Origin of the sequence: Enterococcus sp. 1001283B150225_161107_E12, assembly GCF_015556925.1 — a bacterium.
GTDB classification, from domain to species: domain Bacteria; phylum Bacillota; class Bacilli; order Lactobacillales; family Enterococcaceae; genus Enterococcus_B; species Enterococcus_B mundtii.
The window spans coordinates 238,195-253,490 of the sequence record NZ_JADNNI010000001.1; the positions used below are offsets into that span (position 1 = coordinate 238,195).

Consider the following 15,296-nt stretch of genomic DNA (forward strand, 5'->3'; position numbering starts at 1 on the left):
TTTGGTAAAAATTGAAATCAATGTTATAAAATGATACTTATGAAAACTATTCATATAATATTTCAATAAAAGGATAACAAAGAAAAAAAGCTTTATCTATAGCAACATTTAACGTTATGACAAGAAATAACAGTTGTCTAACAGTTAAACCTCAAAGATTGCTATGGATAAAACATTTTGTTATTTTTTTATATCAAAAAAATATAGTTTACATATTATTTTTATGGGCAACACAGCGATTCAAATTAATCAATCGATTGAAACACACAAACAATGGATGTTCGAAAATATGTACAAATAAACCGACCACAAAGAGTAAGTACAAAAACTACTCTTTGTGGTCGGTTAGAATGTTTAGTCGATCTATTACTTAATCTCAAATCATTCAATCTGAGTAAGCGCCCTTTGCTTAAAGTTTACGTGCAAAGAATGAAACGATCAATACTAAAATGATTGCTCCGATAAGTGATGGTACGATTGCCATTCCACCGATCACTGGACCCCAAGTACCTAAAAGTGCTTGACCAATAGCTGATCCAACTAGACCTGCGATTACATTCGCAATGATGCCCATTGAAGAACCTTTATTTGTGATTGCTCCTGCAATTGCTCCGATAATACCACCAACGATTAATGACCAAATAAATCCCATAATTATTTCCTCCTAAAATTCTAAAAAATTAAGTTTATTGTACGCGTGGTTCATTGTTTTCTTTTACTTTTTGCGCACCTTTGCCAACAGCTGATTTTGCTTTGTCAGTTTGTTTTGAAGCAAATTGACCAGTTGATTTTGCTGCATCAGTTACTTTATCTTGAACTGTTTCTTGATCTTTTTCGTATTCTGCTTGTGTTTTGATGTCAACAACATTTACATTGACTTCGATCACATCAAGATGAGTCATTTCATTCACTTCTGTACTGATCAATTCTTTGATTTGATCATAAATGTTTTCGATATCTTTGCCATATTCAACAACTACATCTAAATCAACAGCCACTTGTTTTTTACCAACTTCTGCATTGATTCCAGCAGTCACGTTGTCTGTATTGACTAATTTTTCAGCAATGTTTGAGAAAAATCCACCATCAAGAGTCAACAAACCGTCAACATCTTTCAATGCGTAACCAATGATTTTTTGAATGACTTTGTCTTCATAAGTCAATTCACCTTTTGCTGCAGTGTCAGCAACTGGATTTGTACCTGTAGTAGTGTTCACGTTTTTGAAATCTTTGTTTTCCATATTAAATTCCTCCTATGATTTGAAATATTCATCTAATAATCTTGTTTCTTTTAAATAAAAACCAATACCCACACCAATAGCGGTCATGATCAATATTAAAAGAGTTTTGAAAAATCCAACTGTTAACCATAAAACGGCTAATAGTAAGCCAAGACCCCCAAAGATAATAGGGAGCTTATATAGTGAAAAGAATTCTTTCATTTGTGTGCCCTCCTATTCTACTCGTGAGTGCTGGTTGTCTTCATGTTCTTTTTCATCTTGATAACTACTATAATTGACAGCTACTTTGATCTCTTGTTCTGAACCAAGGACATTGGCAACTTGCTCTCTCACTTCTTGCATCAACATTTCTGTTTTACCAATAAGAGAAGAAGTACGTTTTAGATCGCCTTTTACATGAATATTGATTTTCTGTTTTGTTGATCGTACTTTGACTTTTGGTGATTGAATGAACTCTTCTTCGTGTAGATACGAACGAGTCAGTCCTTCAATGGCTTTTTTATCCAACGTCAATTTTCCATCTTTGTGCTTTAATACGAAGGTTCCTTTCGATTTTGGATAGAAAAGAACAAATAATAAGATGAGAACGACAACAATTGCAAATACGACTGCAGCCCAGAAAATATATTGTTGCATATAATAATTTGTTATCGTAAAAAAGCGAAAACGTTCCAATTGTTCAGGTAAGACATATGGTGCATTAACTAGAGCGATGATCAAAAGTACTGAAAGTAAAATTATGCTTACAATTACACCGATGATCTTTACCCCCTTATTCATTTTCCACCTCCTAAGTATCTTATTTTTTATTTTCAACACTTGACCAACAAGTATATCGCTTGAGGAACCTATAGGAATACCTACTTTAAGTAAGCGCTACCAAAAAGTGCAGGCTCAAAATAACTTTGGTATTCTCCCCTGTATAGAAATCTTAAATAACAGTAACAATTATTATATAACTTCTATTGTTTCTTGCTGGCTATACTACAAGAATAGTATTCAAGATTAAAAATTGCAAAGATAATGCTCATTTATATTACAAAATAAAAAATAAAAATGACAAAATACAGCGAGAACCGATAATTTCCCGCTTTCAAACCAAATGTTTTAATCTTTTATTATAAAGGATGATACCCTTTTCAAAAATCATTGAAATATTTTATAATAAGTTGAAGAAAAATGTTAGAATAATAGTAATTTGATTTAGTTAAGCTATTATTCTTAGAAAGAGGTGTCACATGTTAAAAAAATCCATATACGCATTTATAATAACGATTATTTATTTGATTGTTTCCAATGCTGGCAATCTATTTTTTGGGGTGTCAAAAGAATTTAGCTGGACAACTACGTTGTGGGAATCATTATTTTTCTTTTTATTCGTTCTCTTACTACAAAATTATCGAAAGAAATGAATTGACATTTACAAAAAAAAAGCAATTTAGATTTTTTCTAAATTGCTTTTTTATTTTTATTTATTCATTTCATTTTTTAATGCTTCTGGCATTTTTGGTTCGTAGATAACGAATGTGCAATCCGCACCGATCGTTCCCATTGCATAAGTTGCGATAGCAATCGCCATTGTTGAGATAACCTGCATCATTTGTAATTTCTTTGTTTTTAGACTTGTTAACATATTTACTCTACCCCTTTATTTTTAATAAACATCAACAATGTAGCAATTGCTAGACCTAACAAGAGATATGTACGAATACTGTCACTAGGTAAAAGCACGCCGATCGTTGTGATGAACAGAATGATAAAGACCGTTTTTCTTAATCGGAAAGGTCCTTTTGTTTGATTGATCGTTCGCTCTTTTACGAGTATTCCTAAGCCAACGAATAGAATTCCGAGAACAAACAAAGGACGAGTCAATTCAAAACCAATCGAAGCGGTGATCCAAGGCAAAACAACCAAGAACAGCACACTAAGTATTGTACAAACTGCACTATTACTTGCATGAAATCCTTTCGTTGTCAAACGAACTGAGATGAATACAAGGTGTGTGATGAACACTGCTCCCACAATGTGTAAGAGAAACGCAATCCCATACATCACGATCATCTTGAACAGATCAACAAATAGGATCGATAACCCATATTCCATCTTTGCTTGTTCAATCGGTGAAAGGCCTAATTGTGAAGCGAAATGTCCACTTATTTTCTTTGATAATTTTTCCTCTATTGAAATGTACTCTTCAGTCATCTTTCACGCTCCTTCACAGTTTATTATACCTATTTTACTAATCTATAGATTATTTTATCAAAAGTGTTTCTAATTTTGTCAAAAGTGCAAAAATCGATGCATTTATGCTTTGGGCGAAAACTCATTTTCAAAGCGAGTGACTAATTTTTTTAAATACCTGGTAGAGACTAAACATTCTTCCCCATTCGTCATGATCACTTTTCGCTCTTTCTTATTGATTTCTGCTATGTTTGCCAAATTGACGACAAACGATTGGTGACAACGACACAAAGAATCACTTAATTTTTCGATTTCTTTGATTTTCCCCGCATACTCAATCATGCGATTGTCCAAGTGTACGATCAGTTTATGTGGTGTTGGACTTGAACTAAAAAAGAGAATTTCATCAACATATAATTTTACATCGACGGCACCGCTTTTTAGCCAGATCTGTTCCCTAGTAGACAACGCAGTATTCATATATCGTTCAATCGCAATATCAATACAACTGATGATTTTTTGTTGCAATTGTTCTTCATTATCTTTGATTATATAATCCAACGCCTCTACCTTATAAAGAAAAGTAAGATAGACAAAATCGGTGTACGTCGTAACAAAAATGATTTTGGCTGTTGGATCATACAGTCGGATCTGCTTCCCTAGTTCTACGCCATTGATATCTGAATTTAAATCGATATCTAAAAAATAGATACCCTCTGTTTTGTTAGTTGATACATAAGATAAAATATCATACGGGTTATCTGCAGCTAGTTGGAACTCAACATCATAATCCATCATCATTACGTAATTTTTAATAATGTTGGTGATGCGGTTACGATGGATCTCTTCATCATCACAAATAAAAATTTTTAACATACTTACCCCTCTACCTCACATATAGTTATGATTTGTATAAACTTATCATCTTGGATCTTTGTATCTAAAAACACATTTGCATTCAACTGGACTAGCTCATCCAGATTTGTCAAACCTATCCCAGAATTACCGGGTTTTGTTGTAAAACTTGCTTTCTTTAAATCATGTAATTTAGGCAAATCACCTGGACAGTTATTGATCAACATAAAGGTACAGTCTTTATGGTCTGCCACGATTGCTAGTTCGATCTCTGGATATTCAAGTTCTTCTGAGGCTTCAATTGCATTATCCAAAATGATCCCCAGCATTCTTACGAGTACCATCGTAGACACTTCCACATGATTGACCACCTCAGGCACCGAAATACTCACATGTATCCCTTTCTGGTGTGCCATATATAACTTGCTCATGATCACACTTTTGATTTCTCGGATTTTAATATTCGAAATCGAAGACATCCTGAAAATTTCTTGATCAAAAATCGAACCTGTCGCCTTGATACTATTTCTAAAATAATCCTTTAGTCCTGCTAGATCTTCAGTTTCGATGTACTCTTCTAATGAAATAAGAATGTTTTTGTAATCGTGTTTAAATTTTAGAATCTCTAGATAATTTTTTTCAGCTTGTTCACTGTATTCGATCAAGTAACTCATTTGGCGTTTTTGTTCTCTATTTTCATATTCCGTTCTTTTTATGAAAATAAAAGAAAAACAAATGATCGCTGACAACAGCCCATACAATATCATGAATAGCTCATGTGCATCGATCAAATAAATGCGCAAATTAGGAAATCTTTCTATGACCACTAGACTAAAATAGACACAAATCGTCGCTGTCGCAATGACTCCGCTGATTTTCATCGTCAAGAGATCTTTGTAGCACTTTTCTAATAACCGTGTTTTGAAAATATATGCAAAGAAGAAAAAAAGAAGGGTTCCTAAAATCACAGTTAATCTTATATTTAGAACCAAGTGAAGAATCGTATAACTGAAATTGATGATATAATCGGAAAAAATATATAAACAGAATGTGACAGAAGGGATAAATAGCGCAATATAAATATTTCGCCGGAAGTAATAAGTTACGGCACATAAACTAGCCCATAAAACCGCAGTTGCAAAAACATTGATCACAAAATAAAGTGCCATATAGCAAATGATTCCAATGATCGACAAAATGACGTAATACCGATTTTTTAAATGCGTATCCAAATAGCTAGTCACCCAAAAGATGCAAGCCGTTTGAACGATGACAATCAACAAGCTTTCCAGCGTGTCTAAATTCACAAAATGTCCCCCTAATTTAAGTAAGTCCTCACGTACACAACAAACCAAAAACAACAAAGAATTGCTTCTTAACCTATTTTTCTTAAACAAAGCCTAAGTTCTTCATTTTATGTATCTTTCGATAACAAAAACGTTTTAATCCTTTTTAACAAAAAAGATTGTAGCACATTTCACTAGTCTTTTGGATTACATGTTGATTAATAAACCGCGTAGAATTTTTCATTTTTTCGGTACAGCCAATGTTTTTTCCTGAAAGTTATAGTCTATTTACATCTATAGCATGTTGTGTTATAATAGATTTATTACGGATCATATGTTATACGACATCTTAATTTGTTTTTATGAAATTTAATCCCACTGGCGTAACTAAAGGGTTACAAGGATGTATTAGTGGTTAGGGAATACATTGTTTAAATGAGAAAGAGTTAATATAGAGTAATCGCCTCTTTAGAGGTTTTAAGTAACACAAATGCTTCGTTAGATTGCCTTTTCTTCGGGAAAGGCAATCGTTCAGCCATTTATTTATCGAAAAACGATAAATAATAATTGAATATCAATATATATTTATTTAAGGAGTTAAACAAATGAAAATACATTCATTATTTTTAAAAACAACTACTATCGGAGTATGTGTCGTTTTCGGTCTATTTGGTCTATTATTTGGTACTCAGTTATTAACCAATGAATCAAACACCCTCTTAGATTGGCAAACCATTCTTATGATTTTAGTCATTTTCACTACTCTGCTATCAGGTATCATCATTGGTGGCATCATTTTTAAATTATTAACAATCGTATCTAAAGACCAGACATTTTCAAAGCATTCCCATCGTTTAGTTAGCTATATCCGGAAAGTAATGATTTTCTTATCACTCAGTGCTTTTGGTATTTTACCAAAATTCTACCAAATGGCAGATGCGGATGACGCTCCTGGATTGATGCTATTAGGCCTTGCACTGGTTTTCTTACCTTTTGCAGGGTTAGTATTAATGAATGTCTTGATCAAAATATTGGAAGAAGCAATTCGTTTGAAGAAAAATGACGAATTGACAGTGTGAGGTGCGAGATGGCGATCATTGTTAATTTAGACGTGATGTTAGCAAAACGGAAAATGTCAGTAACTGAACTAAGTGAGAAAGTTGGCATAACCATGGCTAATCTTTCAATATTGAAAACTGGAAAAGCAAAGGCGATTCGCTTCACTACGTTAGATAAAATCTGTGAAGTTTTAAATTGTCAACCAGGTGACCTTCTTGTCTTTGAAAAAGATAAAGAAATCTAACTATTTCAGCTATTATAAAAATGCAAGCCCCATAATCTCAAGATTTGGAGGACTTGCATTTTTTTATTCGTTATCAAGCAAGCAATTCTTGATAAAAGTTTATCAGATTATGTATCTCCCTTGTTTTAGGGAAAACGGAGATACCGAATATAGGGATATTATATGTTTTATCAATCGTAATATTTGAAATAATACAATCAAAATTCTCATAATTAATTAGATCCTGAGATAATACTTTATTGTTTTTCACGACAAATTCATATTGATTGCCCAACTGGTGTTCTAGCTTGCTGAGCAAATAGTCGTCATATTTAAGGGTAGAATTGGTTATGACTAATGCACGAACATGTTTATTATCTTCGAATTTTTTTATTAGATCTGGCCAGTACAATAATATTTCTGTAAATACAGTTGTCGCAAATTCTTCGAAATCATTTAGTAGAATATTATGCGTATGGACGTAATGTTTTAACTTATTCCATAATCGAAGTTGGATTTTATTCATTTCTGAGTGAGTGTTTTTTAAAAAAAGTGAGTGCTTTTGGTAATTTATGGAAAATGGCACCGTATTTTGTTGTAATAAAATAGTGATCTTGTGGAAGATCTTTGTTTTGTCTTCGCATACAATTCCATATTTCTCTTCCACCTCTTTGATGAAGCTATCTAATGCAAGTATAATGGGATTTTTTTGATTCAAAGTATCTATATCGAATAATTGGAAAATAAACGGTTGATCGAATATAAACCGTGCCAAGTGCTCATTAATCAATTCGTTCTTCTTAGGTAGGTGCAATTGCTTAGTTTTTAATATTTCGTACTTGAATTTCTTTGTTTTTTTACTGTTTGAAACTAGCGCACTATCATTTTGGAGCAATAGTATACGGCTCGCAATCCAAAAATGAAATATTTTTTTCTCTTGTGGCTCCAAACTAATCAGCGTTTGTTGCAAGTTATTTTCTTCAACAAACTCCTGTGCTAGTTGAGTAACAATCAACCGAAAAGTCGCAGGGAAAGCATCCTCAAAATAATGATATTTTTCCATTAAGAACTGTACAGTCATTTCAGTAATGATTTGGTCGTTACCAACAAGCTTAATCAATGCTTGTACTTTCAGATCAAAACTTTGTAACATCGGATTGATTTTATCGACAATTCGTCGCAAGGTACTTTCAGAAATAAATAAATAGTCTGCTAATTCTAGATAATTCTTAAACTTATGTAATAATATAGCTTCTAAGTAACGATATTCGATCGACTCTTGCTTGATCACTTGATAAATATAATCTTCTGTTACATGAGGTAGAATTGTTGCTTTAACCCCTTCTTCTCGTGTCATTTGAATGGTAATATCACTGGCATAAGAGTTAAGATCAAGTAAGTCATTCCTCAAAGTTTTTGCTGAACAACCAAGTAAATTTTCTAAGTCGTTAAAACGATAGGTATTGCCTTCAAATAAGTACTCTAGTAATTTCAATTGTCTTTTTAATTTTTTTGACAAAATTTTCAACATTTCTATTCACCTCACTAACAAATAAAAAACACTCAAATTTGGGTCTCCCCTCCTTTGAGTGTTTCCCTTATTTAATTTTAGTGGTCTTTTTTCTTCTCTAAAAACTATTTTTTCTCCAATGGATAAAAAGTGGATAAAAAGTTGTTTTATTCATTTGACTCTTCTTCCACCTCGTCAGTAGATCGTTTTTTCCAAAAGAAGATGCCGCCAACCAATGTCAGTAATATGGTACCCAATACAGAGAGAAGCGTGTTTCTAGTGGCATTTGTTTGTGGTAAGTTGCCTGTTGCTTCTTGATCACTTCCGTCATTAGGTCCACTTTCTCCGTTCTCGCCGGTATCACTTCCAGTCCCCTCTTCACCAGCAGCACCTGGAGTATCTTCTGCACCTTGTTCAACCACTGAGTATCTTCCTTCAGCACTTGTTGTAAAACCACCATGTGCTTCATTGACTTGGATGTCTAAACCAACAACATTGTTACTTCCAAGTGCAGATGTATCGATTTGTGAATCTTCTTGTAACTGAACCGTATAAGAATTGGCTGGAATTTCTCGACCATTTACTCTTACTGTTTCAACCATAGATTTCGGATCGACTCTTTCTGTGCCAATCGCAATAGAAGCTACTCGTGTTCGAACATCTAACTCCCCTGTTGGCTCAAAGCCATATTCTGTCACATTATAAACAGCAAACTGTCCTCCATAAGTGAAGTTTCTTTCTTGTTCTTCATGCATCAAGATATTGTTGTTCGCATCTTGGTGGAAGACCTTGACAACATCTCCTTCAACTACTGGAAAGGCACTTCCACTATTGAACCGTGAAATAGCTTGTTGGATCGTTTGTGTTCCACGAACTTCATATTGATATTTCGACCGTCCATCTTGGCCGATGATTTCGATTCCATAATACACATTATTGTCGTCCACTTGCGTTACTCGATTATTTAAAATCGTACGATCCGAACCTTGAATGGATTGAATCTCGATTTGGCGACCACTTTTCACTAAACCAAATGAACCTACTGTCTCATTTTGACGATTCTTTAAATGGATCGTGCTACCCCATTTGACTTCATAAGGCACTTCAATATCTGTTGCGGTTACACCATCTGCTGTGGATACACGAACGGTCACTGATTTTTGACCAGCTGTTTGTGTATCGAACGCATCAATTTGTTCCACATTATATAACGAACTAGATAATTGGTGTCCGTTAAAGCGGACTTCATTGATCAGCTTTGTTGCATCCAATTCACTTGCATCTTCACCTAAAACCAAGCTTTGATTTTGTTTTTCTGCATGGATCATAGTGATTGGTTCAAACTCACCGTTTTGGATTCGGTAATGGGCATAATTAGATCCCGCCGTAAAGTTTCTGACCAAGTTATCACGCATCAACAAGTTACGATTTTCTGTTTCCGCATGATAAACTTTGAAAATATCCCCTTCATTTACTTCTAACGGTTGCCCATTATTAAAGCCTTGGATTGCTTGTCTGATCGTCATATGTCCTGTCACTTCATAGCTGTATTTGATATTATCAGGAAATAGGCGACTTTCTGGCTGCTCTGGATCAGCTAAAATTTCGATTCGATAATACGTATCACGACCAAAAACATTATTCACCGCATTGTTTAAAATCGTTCCTTCCTCGCCTTGAGTGGCGTGGATTTTTGATAGCCCATCTTGCTCGACGATACTGAATGCCCCAACTGTTGCATTTTCTAAGCCCTTCAATAAGAACGTACTGCCCCACTTCACTTCATAAGGAATCTCCAGCTCCACGGAGGCTAGACCGTCCTTCATAGCCATTCTCAAACGAACTTCTCGTTTACCAATGGTTGAAGTATCGAAATCAGATAAGCGCTCGATCGTATAGGTATCTTCTGCCACAGGTTCTCCATTGATCGTCACGCTATCTAATAATTCTTCCAATTCAAAGTTGGTTGTATCTTGCGCTAAAACAAGTTCCTTATTTGCTGTATGAGCATCCATTACTGCCATTGGTTCAAATCCGTATGCGGTTACCTCATAGTAAGCATAAGAAGAATTATGAGTAAAGTCTTTTTCTTCCTCATTAACAAATAACACTGAACTTCCTTCTGAACGTTGCGGATGATAAATTTTGATGATATCTCCAAATTGAACGGTTACCGCGCGATTGGTTCCAAAATTATCCATCACTTGTTGTAGCGTTGCTCGTCCTGGCATATCTTGAGAATAAATTGTACGATCGCCACGAATGATCTCCATTGAGTAATACAAGGAAGAGTTTGGACTCAACTGCTCATTTAACGGTGAATCAATCCCCGGGAACATCGTTAACTGACGCACCGAATTATTACTTCCTGGTCTTAAAGAGAAAGCTCCTGCCGCACCGCCATTGGCTGAACGCATCACAATCGTATTCCCCCACTTGACTTCATAAGGGACAGTGATTTCTTTTGAAACTAATCCATCTCTTGTTTCAAATTGGATGCGTAAATCTTTCTTACCAGCAGTGGATGTATCAAATTCTTCTAATTGAGTCACTGTATATAGACTCGGTGCTAATTCGACCCCATTGACTGTGATATGATCGATCAGATTTGCTCCATTGATGCCTGCTGTACTATCGCCTAAAGTAAATTCTTGTGGTGAAGATTCTGCAGCCACGGTAATAATTGGTTCTAACCCATTATCTGTCACTTCGTAATAAGCATAATTTGAACCAATCGTGTAATCACGAACTAATTCGTCTTGCATGAGCAAGTTTCGCCCTTGCGAAGCACCTTGAGGATCTGCATGGTAAACTTTGATCACATTGCCTTTTTCAACTGGTAAAGGCTGTCCATTATTGAAGCCACTGATCGCATCTCGGATCGAGGAGTTACCTGCTACTTCATATGTAAAATTCGAGCTAGTTCCTCCCATGATCTCGATCGAATAATACGTATCGCGACCAAAGTGATTGTTGACTGGATTGGCAAGGTTCGTACCACTTACGCCTTGAGATGCATGGAGTGCCAATTGTCCGTCTTCTTTAAGCAAACTAAACGCACCAACCGTTGCTTCATTCAATCCTCTTAACACAAAAGTATGGCCCCAATTCACACCGTATTCTACTTCCATTTCATTCGAGGCAAGACCATCATTCATATTTAGTCTTAGACGCATATTACGTGTGCCGATCGTACTCGTGTCAAAATCAATCAGTGATTCTACTGTATATTGGCTATTATCAATTCTTCGACCATTGATCGTCACATTATCGATCAATGAGCTAGGATCAATGTTGGAGGTGTTTTCACCTAAAGCAAAGTTTTTTTGTGAAGCTTGCGCTTCCATGACCGGAGCAGGTCTAAAACCAGAAGAGGTGACTTCGTAGTATGCATATTCTGTGTCATAGGTAAAATCATGCTCTTCTTCATTCATCATCAAAACTGAGCTGTTGGCTGTTCGTTCCGGATGATGGATACGAATTACATCGCCCAATTGGACATTGAAAATATTGTCTGTGTTACCAAATTGATCCATGATTTGTTGTAGAGTCGTACGATTCGACATCTCTTGATTGTAGATTACATTGTTATTACGCATAATTTGGATCGAATAGTATGTAGAAAAAGGAGAAGTTAATCGTCCTACAGAAGCGTCCATGTCTGTTACTAAGCCATTAGTAATTCTTAGGGGAATATTATTAGAATCTGAATTACTTAATAATAATGAAAATGCCCCAGCTGATTGACCGTTGATCGATCTCATCAAAATTGTGTTATCCCAACGCACGTTAACAGTAGTTTCAATTGTTCCTGTGGTTCTCACGTTTACGTCTGGTCGTTGTCCTTCAACAGTTAATCTTAATTGATGTTCACCAACTGTTTGATAATCTGGCTCAAATGATTCTGAAGCAACCAATCTAAGAGAATCGATATCTAGTGGTGTTCCTCTAAAAGATGCAGATTTGATTAAATCTCTGAATGCATTACTATTCAATAAAGATCTTGTATTACCTAGCTGTTGAGCTCTGATTGGATGTAACTCAATCATTATTCCTTGGTCTGGTATTACTTCAGCATTCACAGAAGCGGTTGCTTCTCTGCCATCTTGTGTACGAACTCGCGCTTGCCATACGAAGGAACCTGGGGTCGCTGTACTCGTCGGAGTAATCCATGACAATTGATAGGAACCTTGATAATTGACGTCAAAAAGTTCATCCAAAGCTGGTACTGGATCATTTTGATAAACTTGTATTTGATCTTCTTTTGTAGTAATTAAAGGTAGGACTTCCATATCAAAAGTCACGATTACTGGAGGTCTGCCTGTTTGATCCCTGACTTCTATGCGTACTTGTTGCTTACCTATTCTGTTCGTATCTGGTTCCGTTAACCATCGGTAACTGACATCTCCACGAGAATTTACTACGTTTACATAGCTTTCAGGATCGGGAACTGTCTCCCCATGGCTAAGTGTATGTGTACCTGGCTTGACATTCGCACGTAGATCACCAATATCCGTAGTTGAAAAATCAAATTTAAACTCCGTCGCAATTCTTACCGTACTCCAAGCTTCATTCCAGGGTTCAATATACCAATAATAAGAATACGGAAATCTCTCTACATCAAATATTTCTTCTTGAGGTGGAGCTACTCTTAGACGAGTAAATACAACATTTATTTCTCCAATATTCAAATTTTGAGCTGTAGAACTTTCCGTAGGGGTGATTTCCATTCGCCAATTTCCACTACGTGAAATGGCGTTGATCCTGAAAACTCTTCTTGGTGCAGAATCCCCATTCGCCCTTAATGGGCTCAGATTATTGATTGTTACTCCTGGTGTACTCACACTAGAGGAATAATAAAAAATAGGTGTCACGTTTCTAAATATCATTGTGTCATTAACACTTAAATTATCATTGTCTGTATTGAATTGTTCATTGATCCCTTTTTGCATCTCATTAACTAAAAACTCACCTAAACGAATTGAATTAGTACTAGGAGCAACTAGGATACTATCTGGAACGTCTATCGCATATCTAGGATTTAATAATCGTTCCAAAATTCGTTCTTGTTCTTCTTTTGATTCTTTCTCTGATACCGTGCGAGAATTTGTTTCTTCTTTATTTGATGTACTATCTGTTGTTCTACTGGCGTTTTTATTTACCTTTTTACTATCTTCAGTGTTTTCTATCGCCTTCTCAGAGTCATCATTTTTTTGCCTATTACTAACTTGTCTATTTTGACTCATTCCTAAATTATTGAATGCAGTCACTGCCTGAACAACTGTTCCATTAAGATTACCTAAAGTCAATCCTAGGATCAAAGCACTGTTCAACAGTTTTTTTCTTGTTCTCAAATCATTACCTCCCTATTCTCAAACAACAAGAGAAAAAACATTTCGTCTGTTTCATTCTCTGTTGGTAGTCATTTATTTACCTTCAAAGGATGTTCGTAGTATCTCAAATGACTCTTTTATTAAAAACGTTATGTATTTTCCGTTTCTTAATCGTCTTTTTACTATTCACTCCTTTTTCAAATCATTTAGAAAAGCATCGAAAAGCTTTACTTATTCAAGCTTATCGGTCATCCTCATCTTGTGTAACGCCATTTTTTCCCTTTCGATTGGGAGTAATTGAAAGGAGGTTTTTTGTGAGAAAATAATCTTTTGCTTATCTACTTGCTAAAACGCCGAAAGGACAACAAAAAAGAAGGATCTTTACTTCGTTGAACAAGTCAACTTGTAAAGATCCTTCAATCAAATAACTGTTAATTGAATGTTACCGATTATTTCAAAGTAGAAGAATTTTTGCATTCATCGCAAATTTCTTCTTTATTCTTATAATTTACGTGCAAAGAATGACACGATCAATACTAAGACGATCGCACCGATCAATGAAGGAACGATTGCCATACCACCAATTACTGGTCCCCATGATCCTAGCACTGCTTGCCCGATTGCTGAACCAACAAGCCCTGCAATGACGTTTGCAATGATACCCATTGAAGAACCCTTATTTGTGATTGCTCCTGCAATTGCTCCGATAACTCCACCTACGATTAATGACCAAATAAAACCCATCTGTATTTCCTCCTATAGTGTCTAGCCGATTTTTTCAATGCGACATCTTATTTATTTTAATTAAAAGTTTTTTTGACTCACCAAGATACTTTATTGTACTCTTGGTTCGTTATTTTCTTTTACTTTTTCCGTTCCTTTGTTTGCTGCATGTTTTGCTTTGTCTGTTTGTTCTGACGCAAATTCTCCAGTTGCTTTTGCAGCATCTGTCACTTTATCTTGAACAGTGACTTGGTCTTGTTCAAATTCTTCTTTTGATTTGATATCTGTGACATTGACATTCACTTCGATGACATCTAAATGTGTCATATTCGCTACTTCTTCACTGATGATCTCTTTCATTTGTTTAAAGATATCTTCAATGTCCTTGCCGTATTCAACGACGATCGACATATCAACAGCCACTTGTTTTTTTCCAACTTCTGTTTCGATGCCTGCTGTTTCATTGTCCGTATTGACTAATTTACCAGCAACATTTGAGAAAAAGCCTCCATCTACTGTTAATAGTCCGTCGATACGTTCTAATGCGATCGCAATAATTTTTTGAATGACTTTGTCATCATAAGTTACTTCACCGTTCATTGATTCTTCACTGCCCTTCACTTCGTTTGTCTGTTTACTTGCCTCATGAGTTGGAGTATGCACACCTGGATTTTTTGCTTCATGATGTGGATGATCATGGTGTTCTTTTTGATCATGCGCTACTTTTTCTTCTACATGTGGCACCACTGGATCTGGATGTGCAGATACCGGTGCTGTTTTATTTTTTTCATCCTTGATCCCTTGCGCTTGATTTGGCGTTGTTGGATCTGGATGTGCTGATTTCGGTGTATTTCCGTTTGTATTTGTATGATTGTTTTCCATGGT

The 15,296-nt window shown here is 35.5% G+C and carries 14 protein-coding genes; 2 read left to right on the top strand and 12 right to left on the bottom strand.

Going from position 1 to position 15,296, the window contains the following annotated elements:
- Window positions 1-409 precede the first annotated feature (409 nt).
- The 8 genes from I2F89_RS00945 to I2F89_RS15680 form a co-directional block, all read right to left on the bottom strand.
- Window positions 410-652, bottom strand: a complete 243-nt coding sequence (locus I2F89_RS00945; protein WP_010735387.1) for a GlsB/YeaQ/YmgE family stress response membrane protein — start codon at window positions 650-652, stop codon at window positions 410-412.
- 34 nt (window positions 653-686) lie between these two features.
- Entirely contained in the window at window positions 687-1,241 is a 555-nt protein-coding gene (locus tag I2F89_RS00950; protein WP_019724584.1) for an Asp23/Gls24 family envelope stress response protein, read from the bottom strand.
- A 12-nt stretch (window positions 1,242-1,253) separates the two neighbouring features.
- Window positions 1,254-1,442: a DUF2273 domain-containing protein gene (locus I2F89_RS00955; protein WP_065096371.1), complete on the bottom strand. Its 189-nt coding sequence runs from the start codon at window positions 1,440-1,442 to the stop codon at window positions 1,254-1,256.
- A gap of 12 nt (window positions 1,443-1,454) precedes the next feature.
- Window positions 1,455-2,021 (bottom strand): alkaline shock response membrane anchor protein AmaP, encoded by a 567-nt coding sequence (gene amaP, locus I2F89_RS00960; RefSeq protein ID WP_071867427.1) that lies wholly within the window; start codon window positions 2,019-2,021, stop codon window positions 1,455-1,457.
- A gap of 688 nt (window positions 2,022-2,709) precedes the next feature.
- A complete protein-coding gene (locus I2F89_RS00965) occupies window positions 2,710-2,874 on the bottom strand; it encodes a cyclic lactone autoinducer peptide (protein ID WP_010735382.1) in 165 nt (54 codons plus the stop codon).
- A gap of 2 nt (window positions 2,875-2,876) precedes the next feature.
- A complete protein-coding gene (locus tag I2F89_RS00970) occupies window positions 2,877-3,443 on the bottom strand; it encodes an accessory gene regulator B family protein (protein WP_071867428.1) in 567 nt (188 codons plus the stop codon).
- Window positions 3,444-3,545: 102 nt separating this feature from the next.
- Window positions 3,546-4,298, bottom strand: a complete 753-nt coding sequence (locus I2F89_RS00975) for a LytR/AlgR family response regulator transcription factor (protein ID WP_071867429.1) — start codon at window positions 4,296-4,298, stop codon at window positions 3,546-3,548.
- A gap of 2 nt (window positions 4,299-4,300) precedes the next feature.
- Window positions 4,301-5,584, bottom strand: coding sequence for a sensor histidine kinase (locus tag I2F89_RS15680; RefSeq protein ID WP_195513248.1), 1,284 nt, complete (start codon window positions 5,582-5,584; stop codon window positions 4,301-4,303).
- Window positions 5,585-6,168: 584 nt separating this feature from the next.
- Here I2F89_RS15680 and I2F89_RS00985 point away from each other — a divergent pair.
- Together I2F89_RS00985 and I2F89_RS00990 are read left to right on the top strand one after the other, a co-directional pair.
- On the top strand, window positions 6,169-6,642 hold the full coding sequence (locus I2F89_RS00985) for a DUF2975 domain-containing protein (protein WP_195513249.1): 474 nt from the start codon (window positions 6,169-6,171) through the stop codon (window positions 6,640-6,642).
- Between the two features lie 8 nt (window positions 6,643-6,650).
- Window positions 6,651-6,866 (top strand): helix-turn-helix domain-containing protein, encoded by a 216-nt coding sequence (locus I2F89_RS00990; RefSeq protein ID WP_019723937.1) that lies wholly within the window; start codon window positions 6,651-6,653, stop codon window positions 6,864-6,866.
- A 73-nt stretch (window positions 6,867-6,939) separates the two neighbouring features.
- On the opposite strand, the gene I2F89_RS00995 is transcribed toward I2F89_RS00990, so the two are convergent.
- From I2F89_RS00995 to I2F89_RS01010, 4 genes are all read right to left on the bottom strand, one after another.
- Entirely contained in the window at window positions 6,940-8,376 is a 1,437-nt protein-coding gene (locus I2F89_RS00995) for a helix-turn-helix domain-containing protein (protein ID WP_195513250.1), read from the bottom strand.
- Window positions 8,377-8,522: 146 nt separating this feature from the next.
- On the bottom strand, window positions 8,523-13,709 hold the full coding sequence (locus I2F89_RS01000) for a putative mucin/carbohydrate-binding domain-containing protein (protein WP_195513251.1): 5,187 nt from the start codon (window positions 13,707-13,709) through the stop codon (window positions 8,523-8,525).
- Between the two features lie 480 nt (window positions 13,710-14,189).
- Window positions 14,190-14,432 carry a GlsB/YeaQ/YmgE family stress response membrane protein gene (locus I2F89_RS01005; protein ID WP_071867434.1) on the bottom strand — a complete coding sequence of 81 codons (243 nt, stop codon included), beginning with the start codon at window positions 14,430-14,432 and terminating at the stop codon, window positions 14,190-14,192.
- A gap of 90 nt (window positions 14,433-14,522) precedes the next feature.
- Window positions 14,523-15,293, bottom strand: coding sequence for an Asp23/Gls24 family envelope stress response protein (locus tag I2F89_RS01010; RefSeq protein WP_071867435.1), 771 nt, complete (start codon window positions 15,291-15,293; stop codon window positions 14,523-14,525).
- Between the last annotated feature and the right edge of the window lie 3 nt (window positions 15,294-15,296).

What these genes read in the sequence shown, in the direction of transcription:
- I2F89_RS00945 (WP_010735387.1), bottom strand. Translation starts at nt 652, where the DNA reads ATGGGATTTATTTGGTCATTAATCGTTGGTGGTATTATCGGAGCAATT.
- I2F89_RS00950 (WP_019724584.1), bottom strand. Translation starts at nt 1,241, where the DNA reads ATGGAAAACAAAGATTTCAAAAACGTGAACACTACTACAGGTACAAAT.
- I2F89_RS00955 (WP_065096371.1), bottom strand. Translation starts at nt 1,442, where the DNA reads ATGAAAGAATTCTTTTCACTATATAAGCTCCCTATTATCTTTGGGGGT.
- amaP (WP_071867427.1), bottom strand. Translation starts at nt 2,021, where the DNA reads ATGAATAAGGGGGTAAAGATCATCGGTGTAATTGTAAGCATAATTTTA.
- I2F89_RS00965 (WP_010735382.1), bottom strand. Translation starts at nt 2,874, where the DNA reads ATGTTAACAAGTCTAAAAACAAAGAAATTACAAATGATGCAGGTTATC.
- I2F89_RS00970 (WP_071867428.1), bottom strand. Translation starts at nt 3,443, where the DNA reads ATGACTGAAGAGTACATTTCAATAGAGGAAAAATTATCAAAGAAAATA.
- I2F89_RS00975 (WP_071867429.1), bottom strand. Translation starts at nt 4,298, where the DNA reads ATGTTAAAAATTTTTATTTGTGATGATGAAGAGATCCATCGTAACCGC.
- I2F89_RS00985 (WP_195513249.1), top strand. Translation starts at nt 6,169, where the DNA reads ATGAAAATACATTCATTATTTTTAAAAACAACTACTATCGGAGTATGT.
- I2F89_RS00990 (WP_019723937.1), top strand. Translation starts at nt 6,651, where the DNA reads ATGGCGATCATTGTTAATTTAGACGTGATGTTAGCAAAACGGAAAATG.
- I2F89_RS00995 (WP_195513250.1), bottom strand. Translation starts at nt 8,376, where the DNA reads ATGTTGAAAATTTTGTCAAAAAAATTAAAAAGACAATTGAAATTACTA.
- I2F89_RS01005 (WP_071867434.1), bottom strand. Translation starts at nt 14,432, where the DNA reads ATGGGTTTTATTTGGTCATTAATCGTAGGTGGAGTTATCGGAGCAATT.
- I2F89_RS01010 (WP_071867435.1), bottom strand. Translation starts at nt 15,293, where the DNA reads ATGGAAAACAATCATACAAATACAAACGGAAATACACCGAAATCAGCA.